The following is a 17,642-nucleotide window of genomic DNA, read 5'->3' as shown; positions in this document are numbered from 1 at the left end:
TTGATTGATTTGCTGGCGCGTGCCAACAACCGAGGCACGGCCGCAGAGTCAGCCGAGTTACTTGAGCTTGGTCTCTTTGTACTCGACATGCTTACGCGCAACGGGATCAAATTTTTTCATGATCATCTTGTCAGGCGTGTTGCGTTTATTTTTAGTGGTGGTGTAGAAGTGACCTGTACCAGCGGTCGACTCCAGCTTGATTTTTTCGCGCGCACCCTTGGCCATCTTGAAATCTCCGAGTCTTTAAGCGTTAACTTTAAGCGTTAATTAAACTGCTTCACCGCGCGCACGCAGATCGGCTAGAACGGACTCAATGCCAACCTTGTCGATGGTGCGAAGGGCGTTGGCGCTCACGCGCAGACGAACCCAACGGTTTTCACTCTCAACCCAGAAACGACGATATTGCAGGTTCGGCAGAAAACGACGCTTAGTCTTGTTGTTAGCGTGGGAGACATTGTTGCCCGACATTGGGCTTTTTCCAGTTACTTGGCATACACGTGCCATGATCGCACCTTATTCTTCAGTGCAGGCAATGCGCCTGCCGGTTCAGTCCTAAACACGCAATGATAGCCCGGATTAGGCCTTATTGGCAAGTAGGCCAGGTTCTGCGAGACATAAAGGTGGTGTAGTTACGTCAATCAGTTCCCACGAACCGCAAAATCCGATAAATTCCTCGAGGTCGATCAAAATTAAGCAGGAGATAAGGATTGAACCCGCTGGCCAGCCTTGTTCAAAAGAAACTTGATGCCATTCCCGTGGCAGTTCGGCTACAAATGCCTGACGGTCAGTGGCTAGGTCCTAAGGATGCCCAAGTTGAGTTTGTCGCCAAAACCAACGTTGCGTTGAAGAATTTGGCTGCCGGTGACATCGGAAAAGTTGGCGAGGACTATGTAGAGGGGCGTGTCGAGATCAACAGCTCGATGCGCAACCTAATGGCTGCTGCGACTGCGATGTTACCTGGTAATCCAGTCGACGCGGCTAGACAAGGGGCATTTACGGCATTGATTGGGCGTTTGGTCTCGGTCTGGCGCCATTCCATCGAACGGGATGCTCAACAGATCGAGTTTCATTACGACTTGTCAGACGATTTTTATGCGTTATGGCTAGATCCGAGGCGGGTATATTCATGCGCGTACTACCGCGACCCTGGTATGTCCTTGGATCAGGCTCAAGAGGCTAAGCTAGACCATATTTGCCGCAAGCTCAGGCTAAAAACTGGTGAAAGGTTTGTCGATATCGGCGCTGGCTGGGGTGGCCTGTTGCTGTGGGCAGCTGAAAATTATGGCGTGGATGCAACAGGCATCACGTTGTCAAAAAATCAACATGCCTACGTTAACAAGCTGATCGAGCAAAAGGGCTTGTCCGGCCGCGTCCGAATGGAGTTGCTGGACTACCGCAAGCTAGACACCAATGAGCCCTTCGACAAGATAGCCTCAGTTGGCATGTTTGAGCATGTTGGCCGTGCTCAGCTGAGTCAATATTTCTCTCGTTTACGTGAGTTGCTAGCCCCGGGTGGCTTGGTCATGAACCACGGCATTACGGCTGGTGGCGTCGACAATGCGCAGCTTGGTCACGGTATGGGTGACTTCATCGAGAAATACATCTTCCCCGGCGGTGAACTGGTCCATATCGGCCACGTCCTAACGGATATGGCTAACGGTGGATTGGAGTCGATTGATGTCGAGAACCTGCGGCCCCATTATGCGCGGACGTTATGGGCGTGGAGTGATGCCCTTGAGGCGAACCTCGATGATGCAAAGGAAATTTTAAGTTCCGAGCGAGGGCAAAAAGCGCTCAGGGCCTACCGTCTCTATTTGGCTGGTTGTGCAGCGGGTTTCGAGAATGGCTGGATTGCGCTGTATCAGGTACTTGGAGCGCATCTGCCCCAGTCAGGACGAGCGGACGAACTGGATCACCCAGATGACTTGTCTTATCCGTGGCGTCGCGATTACATGTACGGTGCCTAGATTGGTTCGGAGACGACCGGGCTAAGGTGGTCGATTTGGTTCATCGCATTGGCCGCGATTGCGAACGAGTCTAGCCTGGCTTGGTGATCAAATATCTGACCGGCGAACATGAGTTCGTCAGCATGGGTCTGTCCCAGGATTTGCGCCAGGCCTGCTCTGACGGTATCCGGGCCGCCCACAACGGAGCATGCCAGCATCTGTGAGGCAAACTGGCGCTCAGCTTCGCTCCAAAACTCGTCGATCTTATCGATAGGCGGTGGCAATTGTCCCCTGGTGTTTCGGCGCATGCGGACAAAGTGCTGTTGTACCGATGTAAACAAGTACCGAGCCTCATGATCGGTGGCTGCTGCGACCACATTGACCAGAACCATGGCGTAAGGTTTGGCGAGCTGTTTGGACGGCTTAAAGGTCTGACGATAAACGGCTAGGGCATCAAACAGGTCTGCCGGGGCAAAATGTGATGCGAATGCGTAGGGCAAACCGAAATGAGCTGCTAGTTGCGCCCCATAAAGACTGGATCCCAGAATCCAGATCGGCACTTCTGTGCCTGTGCCAGGCACGGCTTTCACAGGAAGTTGGTCACCTTCGCGGCTGAGGTAGGCCTGCAGTTCCAGTACATCCTGTGGGAAGCCTTCGTTGCTCTCTTGCAGATCACGGCGCAACGCGCGAGCCGTCATTGGGTCTGTTCCGGGCGCTCGGCCAAGACCCAAATCAATTCTGTCAGGGTAGAGACAGGCGAGCGTGCCAAACTGTTCAGCGATAACTAAAGGCGAGTGGTTGGGTAGCATCACCCCGCCCGAGCCTAGACGTATGTGACTCGTTCCGGATGCCACGTGACTAATGACCACTGCGGTAGCGGAACTGGCATTGCCAATCATGTTGTGATGCTCGGCTAGCCAATAGCGGCGATAACCCAACCGCTCCGCATGCTGCGCCAAGCCGAGAGAGTTGTTCAGGGCGTGCCGTGCGGTCGAGCCCTGCGGTATTGGCGAAAGGTCTAAAATCGAGTAAGGAGTCATGGTTCTAAAACTATCGCACGGAAAGGTTGTCCTGTCATAAATGTCACTGGGCGTATGATGGTGCTTTTATGACGATACGAAAGATTACTTCGCTAACCCCACCTGAATCAATGGGTTAGCGATGGTGTTGAATTACTCAGAAGACCATTAACAAGGAGCGAATCATGCGTGAGGTATGGGTGACAGCAGCCGTGAGAACGGCAGTGGGCGATTTTGGTGGGTCTTTAAAGGATGTGGCGCCAATTGATCTGGGAACCACAGTGGTCAAAGCTGCTCTGGAGAAAGGTGCAGCACCGGTAGATCAGGTTGGGCATCTGGCGTTTGGTCATGTGATTCATACCGAAGCCCGTGATATGTACTTATCGCGTGTGGTGGCCCTGAATTCGGGTTTGCCACAGACAACTGCCGCCTTTAATGTGAACCGCTTGTGCGGTTCTGGTTTGCAAGCGATTGTTTCCGCTTCGCAGTCAATCCTGCTAGGTGATACGGAGGTTGCTGTTGGCGGCGGTGCTGAGGCCATGAGCCGTGGTGGTTACCTTTCCGAGGCGATGCGATTCGGCGCCCGTATGGGCGACACCAAGGTGACCGACATGATGGTGGCTGCATTGACGGATCCGTTCGGTCGTATGCACATGGGCGTTACCGCGGAGAATGTAGCGAAAAAATTTGGTATTAGCCGTGAAGATCAAGATGCCTTGGCCGTTGAGTCACACAAGCGAGCCGTGCGCGCGCAGGACGAGGGGCGGTTTGATGGGCAGATCGTGCCTGTGGTGATCAAAGGTCGTAAAGGTGATGTGGTATTTGATAAGGACGAACATCCGCGTCGGGATATCAGCATGGAGAACCTGGCCAAACTGCGTACGGTGTTCCAGAAAGAAAATGGTACGGTCACCGCTGGTAATGCATCTGGCATCAATGATGGTGCCGCCGCTGTGGTTCTGATGAGCGGTGAAGCCTTAAAGTCCTCTGGTGCCAAGCCCTTGGCAAAGCTTGTGGCCTACGCTCACGCTGGCGTAGACCCGGAAATCATGGGTATTGGACCGGTGCCAGCATCGCAATTGGTGCTTAAGCGTGCCGGTTTGACGCTTGATCAGATGGATGTGATTGAGGCCAATGAGGCATTTGCGGCTCAGGCTTGCGCCGTAACCAAAGAGCTCGGTTTAGACCCTGAGAAAGTTAATCCGAATGGTAGCGGTATTTCGCTTGGTCATCCTATTGGGGCAACCGGGGCGATTGTTACGGTTAAAGCCATCCACGAGTTGCATCGAACCGGCGGTCGATACGCTTTGGTGACCATGTGCATTGGTGGTGGGCAAGGTATCGCGGCAATTTTTGAGCGAGCCTGATCTTTAGTGACTATGCCAGGCTCGCCATGGGCTAGCCTGGCATGTAGCCTAACTCGTGAAGTGAAATGGTGCGCGGACCTGCCACAATAATGTGGTCGAGTAATGCAATGTCTACGACTGCTAGTGCCTCGGAGATCGTGCGCGTCATGGCCACATCACCAGGGCTTGGTTCAGCCAATCCTGAGGGGTGGTTGTGTGCCAGTATCAGGCTGCTCGCGTTGTGTTCGAGCGCAAGCTTGACCACTTCACGCGGGTAAATTGCTGTTTGCGACACGGTCCCCCTGGAAATTTGCTTGCAGTCAAGGACTTGGTTTTGGGCGTTGAGCAATAGCGCGATGCAATATTCAATCGGTTTGTGTGATAGCAGCTTGCGGCAATAACTGCGAACGTGATCAGCGCATGCAATGGTGCTGCCGACCACGAGCTCAGAGAGGCTGGCCCGTTCCCCAATTTCGAAACATGCAGCCAGCAGGCAGGCGCGGGCTGGTCCTAGCCCCTTTAGCTGTTTTAGTTCATTGATCGATTTACGTTGAAGGCCGCGTAGGCCACCACAACTGTCCAGCAGATCATTCGCTATCCCAATCGCATTGCGGCCCTTTAGTCCACTGCCTATTAAGAGCGCCACCAACTCGGCGTCAGTCAGAGAGGCGGTGCCAAATTTTGCCATTCTTTCACGTGGTCTTTCGTCTGGCTTCAGGATTTCAAGCAAACGCATGGGTCAACCTTTAAAATGAAACCGATTGATTTTGACGCACAACCCTCATTTGCATGAGCTGACCATGACAAACTTACCAACAGTCCGAGAGGACTCCTATCTGACATTGCATTACCGGATTGTGATTCAAAGCGGTCCGGGGGCTGGTTCAGTTTTTATTGATACGTTTGATGGTCGTCCCGCGACCCTGCAAATGGGGGTGGGGCAGTGGGCGCCCGGTATGGAACAAGCTCTGTTGGGCAAAGTGGAGGGTGATTGTTTCAGTGTTGAGTTGCAGCCATCCGAGGCTTATGGCGATCGTAACCCTGATCTGGTGCAACGCATCAGCCGACAAATGCTCGCCGAACATGCTGGTGAGGATGAGAGTTTCGATGCAGGCGATTTGGTGTCGTTTACTGCGCCCAATGGCGGGCAGTACTCTGGCATCCTGAAGGAGCTCGATGACCAAGGTGCGGTATTCGATTTCAATCATCCTCTGGCCGGACGTGTACTGCGTATCGATATTGATTTACTGGGGGTGATCTGATGTCGCATTTGGACATTGTGCTGGCGCAGCCTCGAGGGTTTTGTGCGGGCGTTGATCGAGCCATTGAAATTGTTGAGCGTGCTATTCAGATTCATGGCGCGCCGATCTATGTGCGCCATGAAATTGTGCACAACAAGTTTGTTGTTCAGGATCTGCGTGCTAAAGGCGCGATCTTTGTCAAAGAGCTCGATGAAGTACCGTCTGGGTCGATCGTTGTTTTTTCTGCTCATGGCGTGTCTAAAAAGGTCCAAGCTGATGCTCAGGCGCTCGGATTGCAGGTTTTTGATGCAACCTGCCCCCTGGTTACCAAAGTGCATGTCGAAGTCGCAAAAATGCGTGCCGCTGGCCTTGAGGTCATTATGATTGGCCATCAAGGGCATCCCGAGGTGGAAGGTACGCTTGGGCAGTCAGGTGAGGGGATGTACCTAGTAGAAACGATCGAAGATGTTCAAGCTTTAAAAGTAAAGGATCCTGCCAAGCTGGCGTTTGTGACGCAGACTACATTGTCAGTCGATGATGCTGCCGCAGTCGCGCAAGCCTTGCGGTCGAGATTTCCTGGAATTCAAGAGCCCAAGAAAAGCGATATCTGTTATGCCACGCAGAATCGGCAGGATGCGGTCAAGCTGATGAGTCAGCAATGCGACCTAGTCTTGGTGGTTGGTAGTGCGAACAGTTCAAACTCAAATCGCCTGCGTGAGGTTGCTACAAGGCTCGGTGTGGATTCTTATTTAATCGACGGTCCGGATTTAATTGATCCTAAATGGCTAATTGGTAAACAGCACATAGGTATTACTGCGGGTGCTTCAGCGCCCGAGGTGTTGGTGCAAGACGTGATTGCTAGATTAAAAGAGCTTGGTGCTATATCTGTGCGCACGATGGATGGTTTACAGGAAAATGTTTCGTTTCCCTTGCCCAAAGGCCTCAGTGAGAAGCAAGCAGACATGAGAGATGGGGGCGAATGATCGACACGCGCGCACGCGCAGGTTCGTACATCAATAACGCACTCTTGCATAAAACAAAACCACTTGATCTCATGTTTTGTTGGGCGCAATGCTATCTGCCGAGTTGTGGTTTTAATATCATCTTGCAGTTCTTTCGTGACTAAACGAGTCCCTCACTCTTATTGAGCAAATCAATGCGACACCATTCTCGACCCCGTTGGTACTACGGCTGGAACATTGTCGCGGGTGCCACAGTTGTGACGCTGCTAACTGTCGGTATGAGATTGGGGATTGGCCCGTTTTTTCTGCCAATGGTGCAAGATCTGGGGCTCAGTCGGAGTTTGCTGTCGACCATCATTGCGGTTGGTATGTTGTTTTACGGCATCGCCATGCCCGTAGCTGGTTATCTCGTGGGTCGCTGGGGTACACGGCCAGTTCTGTTGCTCGGGGTGTTGATTGTTCTGTCAGCGTCAATTTGGACGGTGAATGCAACGACTTCGTGGGCTCTAATGATGTCCTTTGGTGTTTTGTTGTCGATAGGTTTGGGTTTCACTAGCCCGATTGCCTTGACGCCGGTTATTGCGAAGTGGTTTACCCGTCAGCGTGGCATGGCATTGTTCTTCTTGTCGACAGGGTCGATGGCCGGCATCGCCATCATGACGCCGGTGTTTACTTTCTCTGTAGCGACCATCAGTTGGCAGTCGACACTAATCTGGTTTGCACTTTTGTTCGCCGTTGTAACGGTGCCTGTGGCAATTTGGGTTGTACGCGAAAACGCGCCAGAGCACACCGACTCATTAGACGGCACTGCAACGGTTGCTAGTTCCAAACCTCAAAACTCACCGGCTATGCCCGATCTGACTTTCGCTCAGGCCGTGTCTACTTTACCGTTCTGGCAGATTTGCATTGGACTGTTCGCATGTGGGTTTAGTATGAATCTGTTGGGTACGCATGGAATGCCCATGTTGATGGATCATGGCTTTGACCCAATGGTTAGTTCTATGGGGATTGGGTTAATTGGTGTAGTGGCTATTTTCAGTACGCTCGTGCTTGGTCGCTTGTCAGATGCATTGCCGCGTAAAAGTATGCTTGCCGTCATATACCTTGTGCGCGGGATTGGTTTTTTTGCGCTGCTTGTCGTTGGTACGCAATGGGAGCTTTTTTTGACTTCATCGATTGGCGGGATTGTTTGGGCGGGAAGCATTGCGCTTTCCTCCGCGATTTTGGCTGATGTCTATGGTGTGCGTCTGGTCGGTGTTTTATATGGCTGGGCCTATTTGTCGCATCAGATCGGCGCTACCATTAGCTCATGGTTAGGTGGCTGGGGATATGACACCTTCGGTACGCATTGGGTGGCGTTTGGTGCGTCGGGCGCGTTGCTCGTGGCAGCAGCCGTGGTGTCTTACCAGCTCCCTCAAAAAGGGTTTACCTTAAGTCGAGCCACGGCTTAGGTCGGTGCCTCAGTCCAATTTGTTTTCCCTGATGAGGAGAGGATTTGAGTAAGCAAAGCATGCCGCACAAAGTCAGAGTGCTAGATGTTTCAGCACGCGACGGGCTTCAGAACGAACCGCAACTAGTGAGCGCAGCAGTCAAAATTGAGCTGGTGCAAAAGTTGGCTGCTGTTGGTTTGCAGGAAATCGAAGTGACAAGCTACGTGTCGCCGAAATGGATACCTCAGATGGCTGATAATCATGAGGTAATGAGCGGACTGAGGCGAGATAAGAACGTTAAATACTCTGTGCTTGTGCCTAATATGAAGGGCTTCGAGGCGGCCATACTGGATCGTCCGGATGAAATTGTCGTGTTCGGGGCTGCTAGCGAAGCCTTTAGTCAGAAAAATATCAATTGCAGCATTGCGCACAGCGTTGAGCGATTTGAGCCGGTGGTCCAGGCGGCGTTGGCTGCGGGCATATCGGTTCGGGGTGCGATGAGCTGTACAGTTGGATGCCCGTATGAGGGCGATGTTTCTCCTAAGCAGGTGGGTTATTTGGCTGGACTCCTGAAGCAGATTGGCGTGCAGCGTGTGGACGTCGCAGATACCATCGGTGTCGGAACTCCGCTGAAAGTTCAACGGGCCATTGAAGCGACCCTTGAGCATTTCGCGACAGACGACATATCGGGGCATTTTCATGACACGTATGGACAAGCGCTTGCCAATACTTTGGCCTCGATGGAACTTGGTATTTGGAACTTTCAGTCCTCAGTGGCTGGGCTGGGAGGATGTCCTTACGCCAAGGGAGCGACGGGTAATGTTGCCAGTGAAGACCTCATCTTCATGTTGCATGGCATGGGTTTTGATACTGGTGTTGACCTGGATGCGCTTGTCGATGTCGGTGTTTACATTAGCGAAAAGCTAGGTCGCCCGACAAATTCCAGGGTGGCCAAAGCGATTCTGAATAAACGCACCCAATAGCCTGGCTGATCAGAAATGGCACTTGGTTCAAACGGTTCTAACTTATGTATTGCTTAAATCTGAATTGCGAGCTGCGGGGCTCTGCGGTAGCCTTGCAGTACGAAAAATAATCAAACGATACTTATGAGAGACACCATATTAGTAGGTTGCGGGGCAGGGTTTTCTGGCGATCGTACCGACGCCGCTTTGCCTGTTGTCAAAACCCTGATTCGCAGGTCAGGCCCTGCAGCGCTTATTTTTGAAAACCTGGGTGAACGCACGCTTGCGCAGCAGCAACTGAGCAAACGCAACAATTCAAAAATGGGCTACGAGCCCTTGATGGAACTCGAATTGCGCCCGATATTGGCTGATTGTTTGGCTAACGGAATTACCATCGTTGGAAATTTTGGAGCCGCAAATCCAACTGCCGCAGGCCAACGGATCTTGGAGATGGCGCAGGAACTAGGATTGCCACGCCCCAAAGTTGCAATTGTTAGTGGTGACGATTTGTCCGATGGGCATGGTAAAGAACTGATTGCGCAGCACCTCGGTGAGCAGTTTGATCAAGCACGATTTGTATGTGCCAACGCCTATCAAGGGGCGCATGAGATCGCAGCGGCCATTGCGGCAGGCGCACAGATTGTGGTGACCGGTAGAGTTTCTGACCCGTCTTTGACGCTTGGGCCAGTCATCGCTCATTATGGTTGGTCTATTGATGATTGGGATTTATTGGCTGGGGCGAGCATGGCCGGGCACTTGCTGGAGTGCGGGGCACAGGTAACGGGTGGCTATTTTGCGGATCCTGGTAAAAAAAATGTGTCTGGAATGGAAAACATTGGGTTTCCGATTGCGGAGATCTTTGCTGATGGCACCTGTTTAATCAGCAAGGCTGATAATTCAGGCGGGTTGGTTGATGTCCGAACTGTCAAGGAGCAACTGCTTTACGAGGTCCATGATCCGAGCGCTTACATCACCCCGGACGTAGTGGCCGACATTTCGGACGCCGAAGTGGCTGAATTAGAGCCTAACGTTGTCAGGCTTTCTGGTGTCAAGGGGCACCCCCGAACCGACACTCTCAAAGCGAATGTGTTTTTTGACGGGGGTTGGCTAGGTGAGGGAGAAATTTCATATGCAGGCCCGAATGCTCGTGCTCGAGCTGAGTTGGCGTTGCAGACATTAAAAAAGCGGTTGGGTATGTTGCATGGCCTAGAGTTGCGCTGCGATTTGATTGGGGTATGCAGTGTTTTTAATGACGACGCGAATCGTATGCTTGATTCGATTGCTATCGGTGAACCAACCGACGTGCGTGCCAGAGTAGCTGCCCAACATCTTGAGCTTGAGCCAATCGAGGCACTTTTGCGTGAAGTAACCGCACTCTGGACTTGTGGTCCAGCAGCCGGGGGTGGTGTTCGGGTGAACAAGCGACAAAGGTTGTCCACAACCTCTTGCTTGCTCAAGCGTGAGTACTTGCCAGCAACATTCGAGTTTCTATAGGGGGCTAATGATGTCTGATGTAACACTCTATGAGTTAGCCCACGCCCGAACAGGCGACAAGGGCAATCGAATCAATATTAGCGTCATCGCATTTGAGCCTGCCGATTATCCCAAACTCGTGGAGGCACTGACTGAAGAGCGAGTGGCTGCACATTTTGCAAGTCGACGTCCGAGTGCGGTAAAGCGTTATTTGTTACCCAAGCTTCATGCGATGAATTTTGTAATGGATGATGTGCTTGATGGTGGCGTAAACGACTCGTTGAACCTGGATATGCATGGGAAGTCTTTGTCATTCCACTTTTTGTCGATGAAAATCTGATGAAGACGTTTAGGGTATCAAGCGCTGTCACTTAGCCAAACAGCAGGCCCTCAAAAACTTACCTGATCATGGCCCTTGAGTCCTAATATCTGCCTCGCTTGGTCAGGTGTTGCAATCTCCAAGTTAAGTGCCTCTAGAATGATGCGAATGCGCGAGACCTGCTCGGCATTGGATGAAGCCATTTTTCCTTGCTCAATCCAGAGAGAATCCTCTAGGCCGACCCGAACATTAGAGCCCATCGCGGCACCCATTGTGGCCAGCGGTATTTGATTACGGCCGGCGCCCAATATTGACCATTGGTAGTTGTTGCCGAACAAACGGTCAGCCGTGCGACGCATGTGCATGAGGTCCTCCGGGTTAGGCCCGATACCGCCGAGGATACCGAATACCGACTGCACGAATGCTGGTCCAGCCACTAGACCTTTGTCCATAAAATGAGCCAGGTTGTACAAGTGGCTGATGTCATAACACTCAAATTCAAAACGTGTGCCGTTGTCCGAGCCTATGCGTAATATCGTTTCAATGTCTTTGTAGGTGTTCTTAAAAACCAGGTCACGACTTTTTTCCAAATGTTCGCGCTCCCACTCATGTTCGAACGCCGTGAATCGGTCAAGCATTGGAAATAACCCAAAATTCATGGATCCCATGTTCAGCGATGCTATTTCAGGCTTGAATGTCATGGCCGGGCGCATTCGTTCTTCTACCGTCATGTGTGGGCTGCCGCCAGTTGTGATGTTTATAACGGCGTTAGTGTTTGCCTTTATTTTCTCGAGAAACGGTCGAAATAGTTCTGGATCCTGCGATGGCTTGCCGTTGATGGGGTCCCTGGCATGTAAGTGCAAAATCGCAGCGCCAGCTTCAGCAGCCTCAATCGCTGCATCGGCAATTTGATCCGCACTGACTGGCAATGCTTTGGACATGGATGGGGTGTGTATTGCACCAGTGACAGCACAAGTGACAATGACTTTTCGTTTGCTTGCCATGTGTATTTATTCCGAGTGGTTCAATTGAATTTATTTATTTGATTCTTCATGTTCAAGCTTGTGCTTGATCAAGGCCATCAGTCGTTCATCACGCCAAAGCCTGCGATTAAGCAGCTGATTGTGTGGCAGTTGTTGGCGCCGTTGCTTCTCAGCCTCGTTAATCAGATCATCGCTCCATGGTTCAGTGTGGCTTTGTTCGGCAGCAATGCTTTGATACATCGGACCATATCGTTCGCAGTAATCTTTCAGACCGTTGGGTGCGTTCAAGTCAATGGTTTCAAATGGCCCCATAAATGACCACCGCAAGCCCAGTCCATCTTTGACCGTCGTGTCTAAGTCTTGCACGCTGACTACACCGTTTTCAACTAGGCGAAATGCTTCTCTCAGTAAAGCACCCTGAAGCCGGTTCAGCACAAATCCCTCGACTTCGCGATTCACCGTGATGGGTTTTTGGTTGACCAGGTTCATTAAGCTCTTTGTGCGCTCCAGTACATTGGGGCTCGTCCAGGGAGAAACGCATAGTTCCACAACAGGGACTAGGTATGGCGGGTTGACCGGGTGCGCCACAAGACAACGGTGCCTTCCTGCTAGAGATTCGGTAAAGACCGAAGCTGGAATACTTGATGTAGAGCTGGCCAGGATGGTTTCTGGAGCCGCCATGGTGTCGATGAGAGCATAAAAAGTACGCTTGATGGCAGCATCTTCGGGAAGGTTTTCTTGAACATAATCCACCCCCTCAAGCGCTTGTTCCAGCGTAGATGCGATTTTTATATTCGACAACGCATCCGCGGCATGATTGACCAATCCCTGCGTCTGAAGTTCTTGCAGTTGCTTTGCGATAATCGCAGTCGCATTCTGTAGCGCTTCGTTATTGCCGTCCCATAATTTGACTGGCAACCCTGCGCGCGCGAACACAATAGCCCATGCTTGTCCAATCAAACCCGTACCCATTACAGCGATTTTCATTGTTTTGCTCCCAACGGCGTCAACGAGCGTGTCTTTTATGAGCAAGGCTGAGTGCGAAATAGCCGAGCGCAAAAAATGACTATTGCGTTGTTGATTTGCGGCACTGTCTTATCGTTGGGTCTAGATTGAAGCTAAAGATCGCTCGCGTCAAGATCGACGGTTATACCGGATGAGGGAAAATTTCGAGATGGGCTTGAGGCTGTACCAAAGCTGATTGGTGCCGATGAGAGGAGTCGAACCTCCGACCTTCGCATTACGAATGCGCTGCTCTACCAACTGAGCTACATCGGCGTAGCCCGAATTCTAGCAGATTGAAAAAAGATTGCCCCAACGACGCGTGGGTCTAATTGAGGAATCGGGCGTCGGTACAGGGAGGTCTCGTCGATTTGCAAAGCACTCGGTTTCAGTGCTAATATCTTCGCTTCTCCGGTCCCCAATAGCTCAGTCGGTAGAGCGCCGGACTGTTAATCCGTAGGTCCCTGGTTCGAGCCCAGGTTGGGGAGCCAAGCAATCCAAAAAATAGCCATCTTTTGCGAGAAAGACGGCTATTTTTTCGCCCGCGTTGAATTTCAAGCGTTTGACTCTAAAGTTGTCCGGCTAACTTTAAAGATGCACGCAAGGCATCATTGATTCGTGTCTGCCAGCCTTCGCCACTGGCACGCAGGGCAGCAAGCACATCAGCGTCCAATCGCAGTTTTACCGGCTCTTTGGGCGAAGCAGACTTCGGTCTGCCTCGCGTTTTACTTTTAAGTTTGGTGCCTTCGTATAAGTCGGCATTCTTGAAAAAGTCTTCTGTTAGTTCTGGTGCGTCGTCAGGATCTTTCCAAGTGGCGGGCGTAGAGCGCTTTTTCGCGGTCATTTCCTTTCCTCATGCTGATGATGCGACGGGCCTCGCCGCGAGGTGTCCATACCAAAACCACCAATCGAGCATCCAACCATCCTGCGGTTATGAATCGATCTTCTTGGTATTGGAATCTGATATCTTGAGCAGTGAAATGTACTCCCTGAAATACCTCAGTGGCTCGTGCGAAATCCAAACCACGCTCCTTCAAGGTAGTGTTGCGCTTTTCAGGGTCATACTCAATCCGCATTGAAATTATTGTACACCCGATAAATGAAATTTCAAGCGAATTCGATGTACAGAGGATTCGGTATCTGTCATTGCACGGTTTTTTACACGACCAGATCTTTCATACATAACCTAATGAAATACAAAAACTTTCTACATTTATCCTACGCTGTTAATCCGTAGGTCCCCGGTTCGAGCCCACGTTGGGGAGCCAAAATTAAAAAAGCAGCCCGTGGCTGCTTTTTTATGGCGAAAGCTTTATCGGTAATCGGTGCTAGCAAGATGTCGCTAGCAGAAAAAGTTACTGATCCCCTGCGAATAAGTATATGAATTGGGGTTGTAGCTTCGCTACTTGTATATCGGAATCAAGCTAAAGTCTGGTTGCGATGTTCGCGTTCACAACAAAGCTGACTTCAGTACATTAACACCCAGCATGAAGTCCTCAATTTCCATCGCTTCGTTCGGGTTGTGGGAACCGCGGTCATTTCGGATAAATAGCATGCCACTTGGGATACCGAGATTAGCAAAAACAGCAGCATCATGACCGGCGCCACTTGGCATGGTCTCAGTATCTATGCCCTGGGCTATACAAGCTTGTAAAAGTTTGTTGATCCAAACGGGATCCATGACCGCTGGGCGGGTGAACAATTTGCGGTCAAATTCAAACCGCACGCCGCGTCCCTGAGCAATCTGTTCGCACTCATTGCGCATCAATTGGTAGAACTGTTCCAGTGTCTCCGCGTTTTGGCTGCGAACTTCAAAGCTGAATTCGACTTCACCAGGAATGACTGATACAGCATGACTGCGGGCGTTTGTGCTTAGGATTCCGCAGGTCATCACCAAATCCAAGCCCATTTGCTGCAGAACCCGCCAGTGCTCATCGAGCCGAGATAGAAGCTCAGCTACGGCAAGAACGGCATCTTTACGCAACCACCGAGGGACTGCGCCTGAGTGCCCCGTTTCGCCGAGGCATCGAATTCGGTTGTGTCTGATGTTTCCACGGATTCCGGTTACCGGGCTGACTGGCCAATGGCGTGCAACCATGGCTGGCCCCTGCTCAATATGAAGTTCCAGATAAGCGCTGATTGATTGCAAATCCACGAGCGGCTGACCGCCTTGCACCTTCTGTATCGGGATATTCAGATTTTGCATGGCTTCTTGTAATGTTTGTCCTGTTTCCCGGTGCTTGAGCTGAAGGTCCGCACAAGAGAGTTGGCCGGTGAGCGCGAGTGAGCCTACATAGGCTTTGCCAAACCAAGCGCTTTCCTCCCCCCGCAATGCCAACACTTTGACCGGGTGTGCAGGCCACACGCCTTCAGCCTTAAACTGCAAAAGCACTAACAGTCCGGCAAGAACGCCGGCTAATCCGTCATAGTTGCCGCCCTCGGGCACCGAGTCCATGTGTGATCCGATCACGACAGCGGGACCAGCATTCGCTTGCGTCAGGGAAATCCAAAGGTTGCTTGCGTCATCCCACTGGCAATGGAGTCCGTGTTCTAGGGCGACCCCTTCAATGACTTTCATGGCCTGCGTTTCATTCTCCCCATAGCTAGGCCGCGTTACTCCTATGCCAAGCGTGGAGATGGAGCGAATCTGAGCAAACAGATCATTGGCAAGCACGGACCAACGATCGTCTAGAGTTTTTGGTGTAGCCGTCATGGCACTGACCTTGCAAAGGCCGGTAGGCTGTCAGCGCCACCGTGTCGAGCAGACCAAGCGATTGGATCAGCTAGAAATTGCTTGATGACCTTGGCCTGCTCAGGTGAGAAGTAGCTGCGCGCTTTGGTCTGTGAGAACACGTCCGCCCATGTAGCCAATGCATGTAACGTGATGCCTTGTTCCTTAAAAGCTTGACGGCTTTGCGGATAAATATCGTAATTAAAAACGACAAATACATCGCTGACAGTTGCACCGGCACGCCGTAAAGCGTTTGCCGTACCGATTTTTGAGAGACCATCTGTGGTCAGATCGTCAACGACAAGGCAACGAGCTTTGGGTGGTAGGTCTCCCTCAATCTGTGCATTCAGTCCCCAGCCAACCGCTTTTTTTCTGACGTAAACCATTGGTAGAGACAGTCGATCGGCAAGCCAACTGGCAAATGGAATACCAGCGGTTTCGATCCCTGCAATGACATCGATCTTGCCGTTTAAGCGGTCATGGATCATGTTTGCCGCATGATCCATGAGGAGTTGCCGGCGTTTAGGTTCAGACATGAGCTTACGGCAATCGACGTAGACTGGACTTGCCCAGCCTGTGGTGTAGACAAATGGTCGATCACGCCAAACAAGCACCGCGTTTAGTGACAGCAGTGTATCGACTGCGTCGCTTGCGACTCTCGCGTAATCCGGCTCAGCTACTGAAGCCTTTTGGGTCATTGGTTTACCGTGGCAAAGACTGAAGATTCTCTTCAGTTTAGCTGAGCTATTGATCCAAGGAATATGTGTGCGGCGCAATATTGATAAGTCGCTTTGAAAGACCGCCAGTTTCGGTTCCTGGATCTGCGATACGCATCACGGTTCTCGTCGCTGTTTTATGCGAGTTTGCAACGGGTTGCTGCAAAAAAAATTGTCATTGCTGCAGGCTCTGGTATTGGTTGGCTAATGTGGTTTTAGGTATTAAGATCGAAATGTGTTTATTGTCGAGAATGTTTGCTATGAAATTGCTTGAACCTTTCCTGCACTGGCAAGAAGAAATCAAAACGATACGTCGAGACCTGCATGCTCATCCGGAATTGGCCTTCGAAGAAAAGCGCACTAGCGATCAGGTGGCTGCGATACTAACCGAGTTAGGCATTCCAATTGACAGAGGTTTAGGTGGAACCGGCGTGGTAGGGATTTTGAAGGGTAAGGCTGATGGCCCTGCGATAGGGTTAAGAGCCGATATGGATGCCCTACCGATGCAGGAGGTCAATCAGTTCGCACATGCTAGTAAATATGACGGCAAGATGCATGGTTGTGGTCATGATGGTCATACCGCGATGCTTTTGAATGCGGCCCGTTACCTGGCGCAACATCGTGACTTTGCAGGCACTGTTTATTTGATTTTTCAGCCGGCCGAAGAGGGGGGCAACGGCGGTGCTCGTCGAATGATTGAAGACGGGTTATTTAAAAAATTCCCGATGAAGGCCGTGTTTGGTATGCACAACTGGCCAGGCATGGCCGTCGGTGAGTTTGGTGTCACGCCAGGACCGATCATGGCATCAAGCAACATCTTTACCATCACCGTCAACGGTAAGGGCGCGCATGCTGGCATGCCGCAACTTGGTCATGATCCGATCATGGCGACAGTTCAAATCGCCCAGGCCCTGCAGACAATCGTTACACGTAATCGACACCCGCTTGATGCCGCGGTTTTGAGTATCACTCAAATTCATGCGGGCAGCGCGATGAACGTGATTCCAGGTGAATCAAAAATTATGGGTACGGTTCGTACTTTTACGACCGAAACCTTGGATCTGATTCAACAAAGAATGGGTGAAATCGTATCGTCTGTTTCTAAGGCAATGGGTTGCGAGGGAGAGCTAGCGTTTACCCGAAACTATCCCCCAACCGTCAATAGTGAACATGAAACTGAAATTTGTGTTGACGTGATGAGAGACATTGTGGGTCCCGACAATGTCGATCCTCGCGTGACGCCGACTATGGGTGCCGAGGACTTTTCTTTCATGTTGCAGGAGGTTCCAGGCTGCTATGTTTGGATTGGTAACGGCATGGGTGAGCACCGCGAGCACGGCCATGGTCTTGGGCCATGCATGTTGCATAACGGCTCGTACGACTTTAACGATGAATTATTGCCTCTCGGTGCCACGTATTGGGTCAAACTTGTCGATCGTTGGTTTGAACGAGCCCAAGGGTAACTACTGATTTTTAAAGCTTGCGCCAACTGAAAAAATCGCCTACAGTTTC

19 protein-coding genes and 2 tRNA genes are annotated in these 17,642 nt (G+C 51.3%); 10 read left to right on the top strand and 11 right to left on the bottom strand.

Annotated elements, in window-relative coordinates:
• Positions 1-57 precede the first annotated feature (57 nt).
• Together rpmG and rpmB are read right to left on the bottom strand one after the other, a co-directional pair.
• On the bottom strand, positions 58-225 hold the full coding sequence (rpmG, locus tag DHf2319_RS08390; RefSeq protein ID WP_243477769.1) for a 50S ribosomal protein L33: 168 nt from the start codon (positions 223-225) through the stop codon (positions 58-60).
• Between the two features lie 42 nt (positions 226-267).
• On the bottom strand, positions 268-504 hold the full coding sequence (gene rpmB / locus DHf2319_RS08385) for a 50S ribosomal protein L28 (RefSeq protein WP_243477768.1): 237 nt from the start codon (positions 502-504) through the stop codon (positions 268-270).
• A 203-nt stretch (positions 505-707) separates the two neighbouring features.
• Here rpmB and DHf2319_RS08380 point away from each other — a divergent pair, with 203 nt between their 5' ends.
• A complete protein-coding gene (locus DHf2319_RS08380) occupies positions 708-1,967 on the top strand; it encodes a class I SAM-dependent methyltransferase (protein WP_243477767.1) in 1,260 nt (419 codons plus the stop codon).
• Here the strand turns inward: DHf2319_RS08380 and DHf2319_RS08375 are convergent.
• Entirely contained in the window at positions 1,964-2,986 is a 1,023-nt protein-coding gene (locus DHf2319_RS08375; protein ID WP_243477766.1) for an LLM class flavin-dependent oxidoreductase, read from the bottom strand. The genes DHf2319_RS08380 and DHf2319_RS08375 overlap by 4 nt on opposite strands.
• A 164-nt stretch (positions 2,987-3,150) precedes the next feature.
• Between DHf2319_RS08375 and DHf2319_RS08370 the strand changes: the two genes are divergently transcribed.
• On the top strand, positions 3,151-4,332 hold the full coding sequence (locus tag DHf2319_RS08370) for an acetyl-CoA C-acyltransferase family protein (protein ID WP_243477765.1): 1,182 nt from the start codon (positions 3,151-3,153) through the stop codon (positions 4,330-4,332).
• 31 nt (positions 4,333-4,363) lie between these two features.
• Here DHf2319_RS08370 and radC read toward each other — a convergent pair whose 3' ends face one another.
• On the bottom strand, positions 4,364-5,047 hold the full coding sequence (gene radC, locus DHf2319_RS08365; RefSeq protein ID WP_243477764.1) for a RadC family protein: 684 nt from the start codon (positions 5,045-5,047) through the stop codon (positions 4,364-4,366).
• A 64-nt stretch (positions 5,048-5,111) separates the two neighbouring features.
• Here radC and DHf2319_RS08360 point away from each other — a divergent pair, with 64 nt between their 5' ends.
• From DHf2319_RS08360 to DHf2319_RS08335, 6 genes are all read left to right on the top strand, one after another.
• The gene (locus DHf2319_RS08360) at positions 5,112-5,573 is read left to right on the top strand and encodes an FKBP-type peptidyl-prolyl cis-trans isomerase (protein WP_243477763.1); all 462 of its coding nucleotides are present in this window, start codon (positions 5,112-5,114) and stop codon (positions 5,571-5,573) included.
• The gene (gene ispH / locus DHf2319_RS08355) at positions 5,573-6,535 is read left to right on the top strand and encodes a 4-hydroxy-3-methylbut-2-enyl diphosphate reductase (protein WP_243477762.1); all 963 of its coding nucleotides are present in this window, start codon (positions 5,573-5,575) and stop codon (positions 6,533-6,535) included. The genes DHf2319_RS08360 and ispH overlap by 1 nt, the downstream gene beginning before the upstream one ends.
• A 173-nt stretch (positions 6,536-6,708) precedes the next feature.
• Positions 6,709-7,965: an MFS transporter gene (locus DHf2319_RS08350; RefSeq protein ID WP_243477761.1), complete on the top strand. Its 1,257-nt coding sequence runs from the start codon at positions 6,709-6,711 to the stop codon at positions 7,963-7,965.
• 59 nt (positions 7,966-8,024) lie between these two features.
• On the top strand, positions 8,025-8,927 hold the full coding sequence (locus tag DHf2319_RS08345; RefSeq protein ID WP_243480065.1) for a hydroxymethylglutaryl-CoA lyase: 903 nt from the start codon (positions 8,025-8,027) through the stop codon (positions 8,925-8,927).
• Positions 8,928-9,050: 123 nt separating this feature from the next.
• On the top strand, positions 9,051-10,400 hold the full coding sequence (locus DHf2319_RS08340; RefSeq protein ID WP_243477760.1) for an acyclic terpene utilization AtuA family protein: 1,350 nt from the start codon (positions 9,051-9,053) through the stop codon (positions 10,398-10,400).
• A 7-nt stretch (positions 10,401-10,407) separates the two neighbouring features.
• A complete protein-coding gene (locus tag DHf2319_RS08335; RefSeq protein ID WP_369810170.1) occupies positions 10,408-10,719 on the top strand; it encodes an AtuA-related protein in 312 nt (103 codons plus the stop codon).
• Between the two features lie 50 nt (positions 10,720-10,769).
• Here DHf2319_RS08335 and kce read toward each other — a convergent pair whose 3' ends face one another.
• The 3 genes from kce to DHf2319_RS08320 all read right to left on the bottom strand — a co-directional run bounded on the left by kce (position 10,770) and on the right by DHf2319_RS08320 (position 12,959).
• Entirely contained in the window at positions 10,770-11,702 is a 933-nt protein-coding gene (gene kce / locus DHf2319_RS08330; RefSeq protein ID WP_243477759.1) for a 3,5-dioxohexanoate:acetyl-CoA acetone transferase, read from the bottom strand.
• 30 nt (positions 11,703-11,732) lie between these two features.
• A complete protein-coding gene (locus tag DHf2319_RS08325; RefSeq protein ID WP_243477758.1) occupies positions 11,733-12,668 on the bottom strand; it encodes a 3-hydroxyacyl-CoA dehydrogenase in 936 nt (311 codons plus the stop codon).
• 215 nt (positions 12,669-12,883) lie between these two features.
• Positions 12,884-12,959: transfer RNA gene (locus tag DHf2319_RS08320), tRNA-Thr, on the bottom strand.
• A 139-nt stretch (positions 12,960-13,098) separates the two neighbouring features.
• Here DHf2319_RS08320 and DHf2319_RS08315 point away from each other — a divergent pair.
• Positions 13,099-13,174, top strand: a tRNA-Asn gene (locus DHf2319_RS08315).
• 77 nt (positions 13,175-13,251) lie between these two features.
• Here DHf2319_RS08315 and DHf2319_RS08310 read toward each other — a convergent pair.
• The 4 genes from DHf2319_RS08310 to DHf2319_RS08295 all read right to left on the bottom strand — a co-directional run bounded on the left by DHf2319_RS08310 (position 13,252) and on the right by DHf2319_RS08295 (position 16,112).
• Positions 13,252-13,527, bottom strand: coding sequence for a BrnA antitoxin family protein (locus DHf2319_RS08310; protein ID WP_243477757.1), 276 nt, complete (start codon positions 13,525-13,527; stop codon positions 13,252-13,254).
• Positions 13,481-13,759, bottom strand: coding sequence for a BrnT family toxin (locus DHf2319_RS08305; protein WP_243477756.1), 279 nt, complete (start codon positions 13,757-13,759; stop codon positions 13,481-13,483). Before DHf2319_RS08305 ends, DHf2319_RS08310 begins: the two co-directional genes overlap by 47 nt.
• A 374-nt stretch (positions 13,760-14,133) precedes the next feature.
• Positions 14,134-15,396, bottom strand: a complete 1,263-nt coding sequence (locus tag DHf2319_RS08300) for a hydantoinase/carbamoylase family amidase (protein ID WP_243477755.1) — start codon at positions 15,394-15,396, stop codon at positions 14,134-14,136.
• Complete coding sequence (locus DHf2319_RS08295) at positions 15,393-16,112, bottom strand: orotate phosphoribosyltransferase (protein ID WP_243477754.1); 720 nt, start codon at positions 16,110-16,112, stop codon at positions 15,393-15,395. Before DHf2319_RS08295 ends, DHf2319_RS08300 begins: the two co-directional genes overlap by 4 nt.
• A gap of 278 nt (positions 16,113-16,390) precedes the next feature.
• Here DHf2319_RS08295 and DHf2319_RS08290 point away from each other — a divergent pair, with 278 nt between their 5' ends.
• Positions 16,391-17,593, top strand: a complete 1,203-nt coding sequence (locus tag DHf2319_RS08290; RefSeq protein WP_243477753.1) for a M20 aminoacylase family protein — start codon at positions 16,391-16,393, stop codon at positions 17,591-17,593.
• Positions 17,594-17,642 lie beyond the last annotated feature (49 nt).

The organism is Orrella daihaiensis (genome assembly GCF_022811525.1).
Taxonomy (GTDB): domain Bacteria; phylum Pseudomonadota; class Gammaproteobacteria; order Burkholderiales; family Burkholderiaceae_B; genus Algicoccus; species Algicoccus daihaiensis.
This window is presented reverse-complemented; position numbering and strand designations above follow the sequence as displayed.

Coding starts and splice junctions, on each gene's coding strand:
- rpmG (WP_243477769.1), bottom strand. CDS start 225: ATGGCCAAGGGTGCGCGCGAAAAAATCAAGCTGGAGTCGACCGCTGGT.
- rpmB (WP_243477768.1), bottom strand. CDS start 504: ATGGCACGTGTATGCCAAGTAACTGGAAAAAGCCCAATGTCGGGCAAC.
- DHf2319_RS08375 (WP_243477766.1), bottom strand. CDS start 2,986: ATGACTCCTTACTCGATTTTAGACCTTTCGCCAATACCGCAGGGCTCG.
- DHf2319_RS08370 (WP_243477765.1), top strand. CDS start 3,151: ATGCGTGAGGTATGGGTGACAGCAGCCGTGAGAACGGCAGTGGGCGAT.
- radC (WP_243477764.1), bottom strand. CDS start 5,047: ATGCGTTTGCTTGAAATCCTGAAGCCAGACGAAAGACCACGTGAAAGA.
- DHf2319_RS08360 (WP_243477763.1), top strand. CDS start 5,112: ATGACAAACTTACCAACAGTCCGAGAGGACTCCTATCTGACATTGCAT.
- ispH (WP_243477762.1), top strand. CDS start 5,573: ATGTCGCATTTGGACATTGTGCTGGCGCAGCCTCGAGGGTTTTGTGCG.
- DHf2319_RS08350 (WP_243477761.1), top strand. CDS start 6,709: ATGCGACACCATTCTCGACCCCGTTGGTACTACGGCTGGAACATTGTC.
- DHf2319_RS08345 (WP_243480065.1), top strand. CDS start 8,025: ATGCCGCACAAAGTCAGAGTGCTAGATGTTTCAGCACGCGACGGGCTT.
- DHf2319_RS08340 (WP_243477760.1), top strand. CDS start 9,051: ATGAGAGACACCATATTAGTAGGTTGCGGGGCAGGGTTTTCTGGCGAT.
- DHf2319_RS08335 (WP_369810170.1), top strand. CDS start 10,408: ATGATGTCTGATGTAACACTCTATGAGTTAGCCCACGCCCGAACAGGC.
- kce (WP_243477759.1), bottom strand. CDS start 11,702: ATGGCAAGCAAACGAAAAGTCATTGTCACTTGTGCTGTCACTGGTGCA.
- DHf2319_RS08325 (WP_243477758.1), bottom strand. CDS start 12,668: ATGAAAATCGCTGTAATGGGTACGGGTTTGATTGGACAAGCATGGGCT.
- DHf2319_RS08310 (WP_243477757.1), bottom strand. CDS start 13,527: ATGACCGCGAAAAAGCGCTCTACGCCCGCCACTTGGAAAGATCCTGAC.
- DHf2319_RS08305 (WP_243477756.1), bottom strand. CDS start 13,759: ATGCGGATTGAGTATGACCCTGAAAAGCGCAACACTACCTTGAAGGAG.
- DHf2319_RS08300 (WP_243477755.1), bottom strand. CDS start 15,396: ATGACGGCTACACCAAAAACTCTAGACGATCGTTGGTCCGTGCTTGCC.
- DHf2319_RS08295 (WP_243477754.1), bottom strand. CDS start 16,112: ATGACCCAAAAGGCTTCAGTAGCTGAGCCGGATTACGCGAGAGTCGCA.
- DHf2319_RS08290 (WP_243477753.1), top strand. CDS start 16,391: ATGAAATTGCTTGAACCTTTCCTGCACTGGCAAGAAGAAATCAAAACG.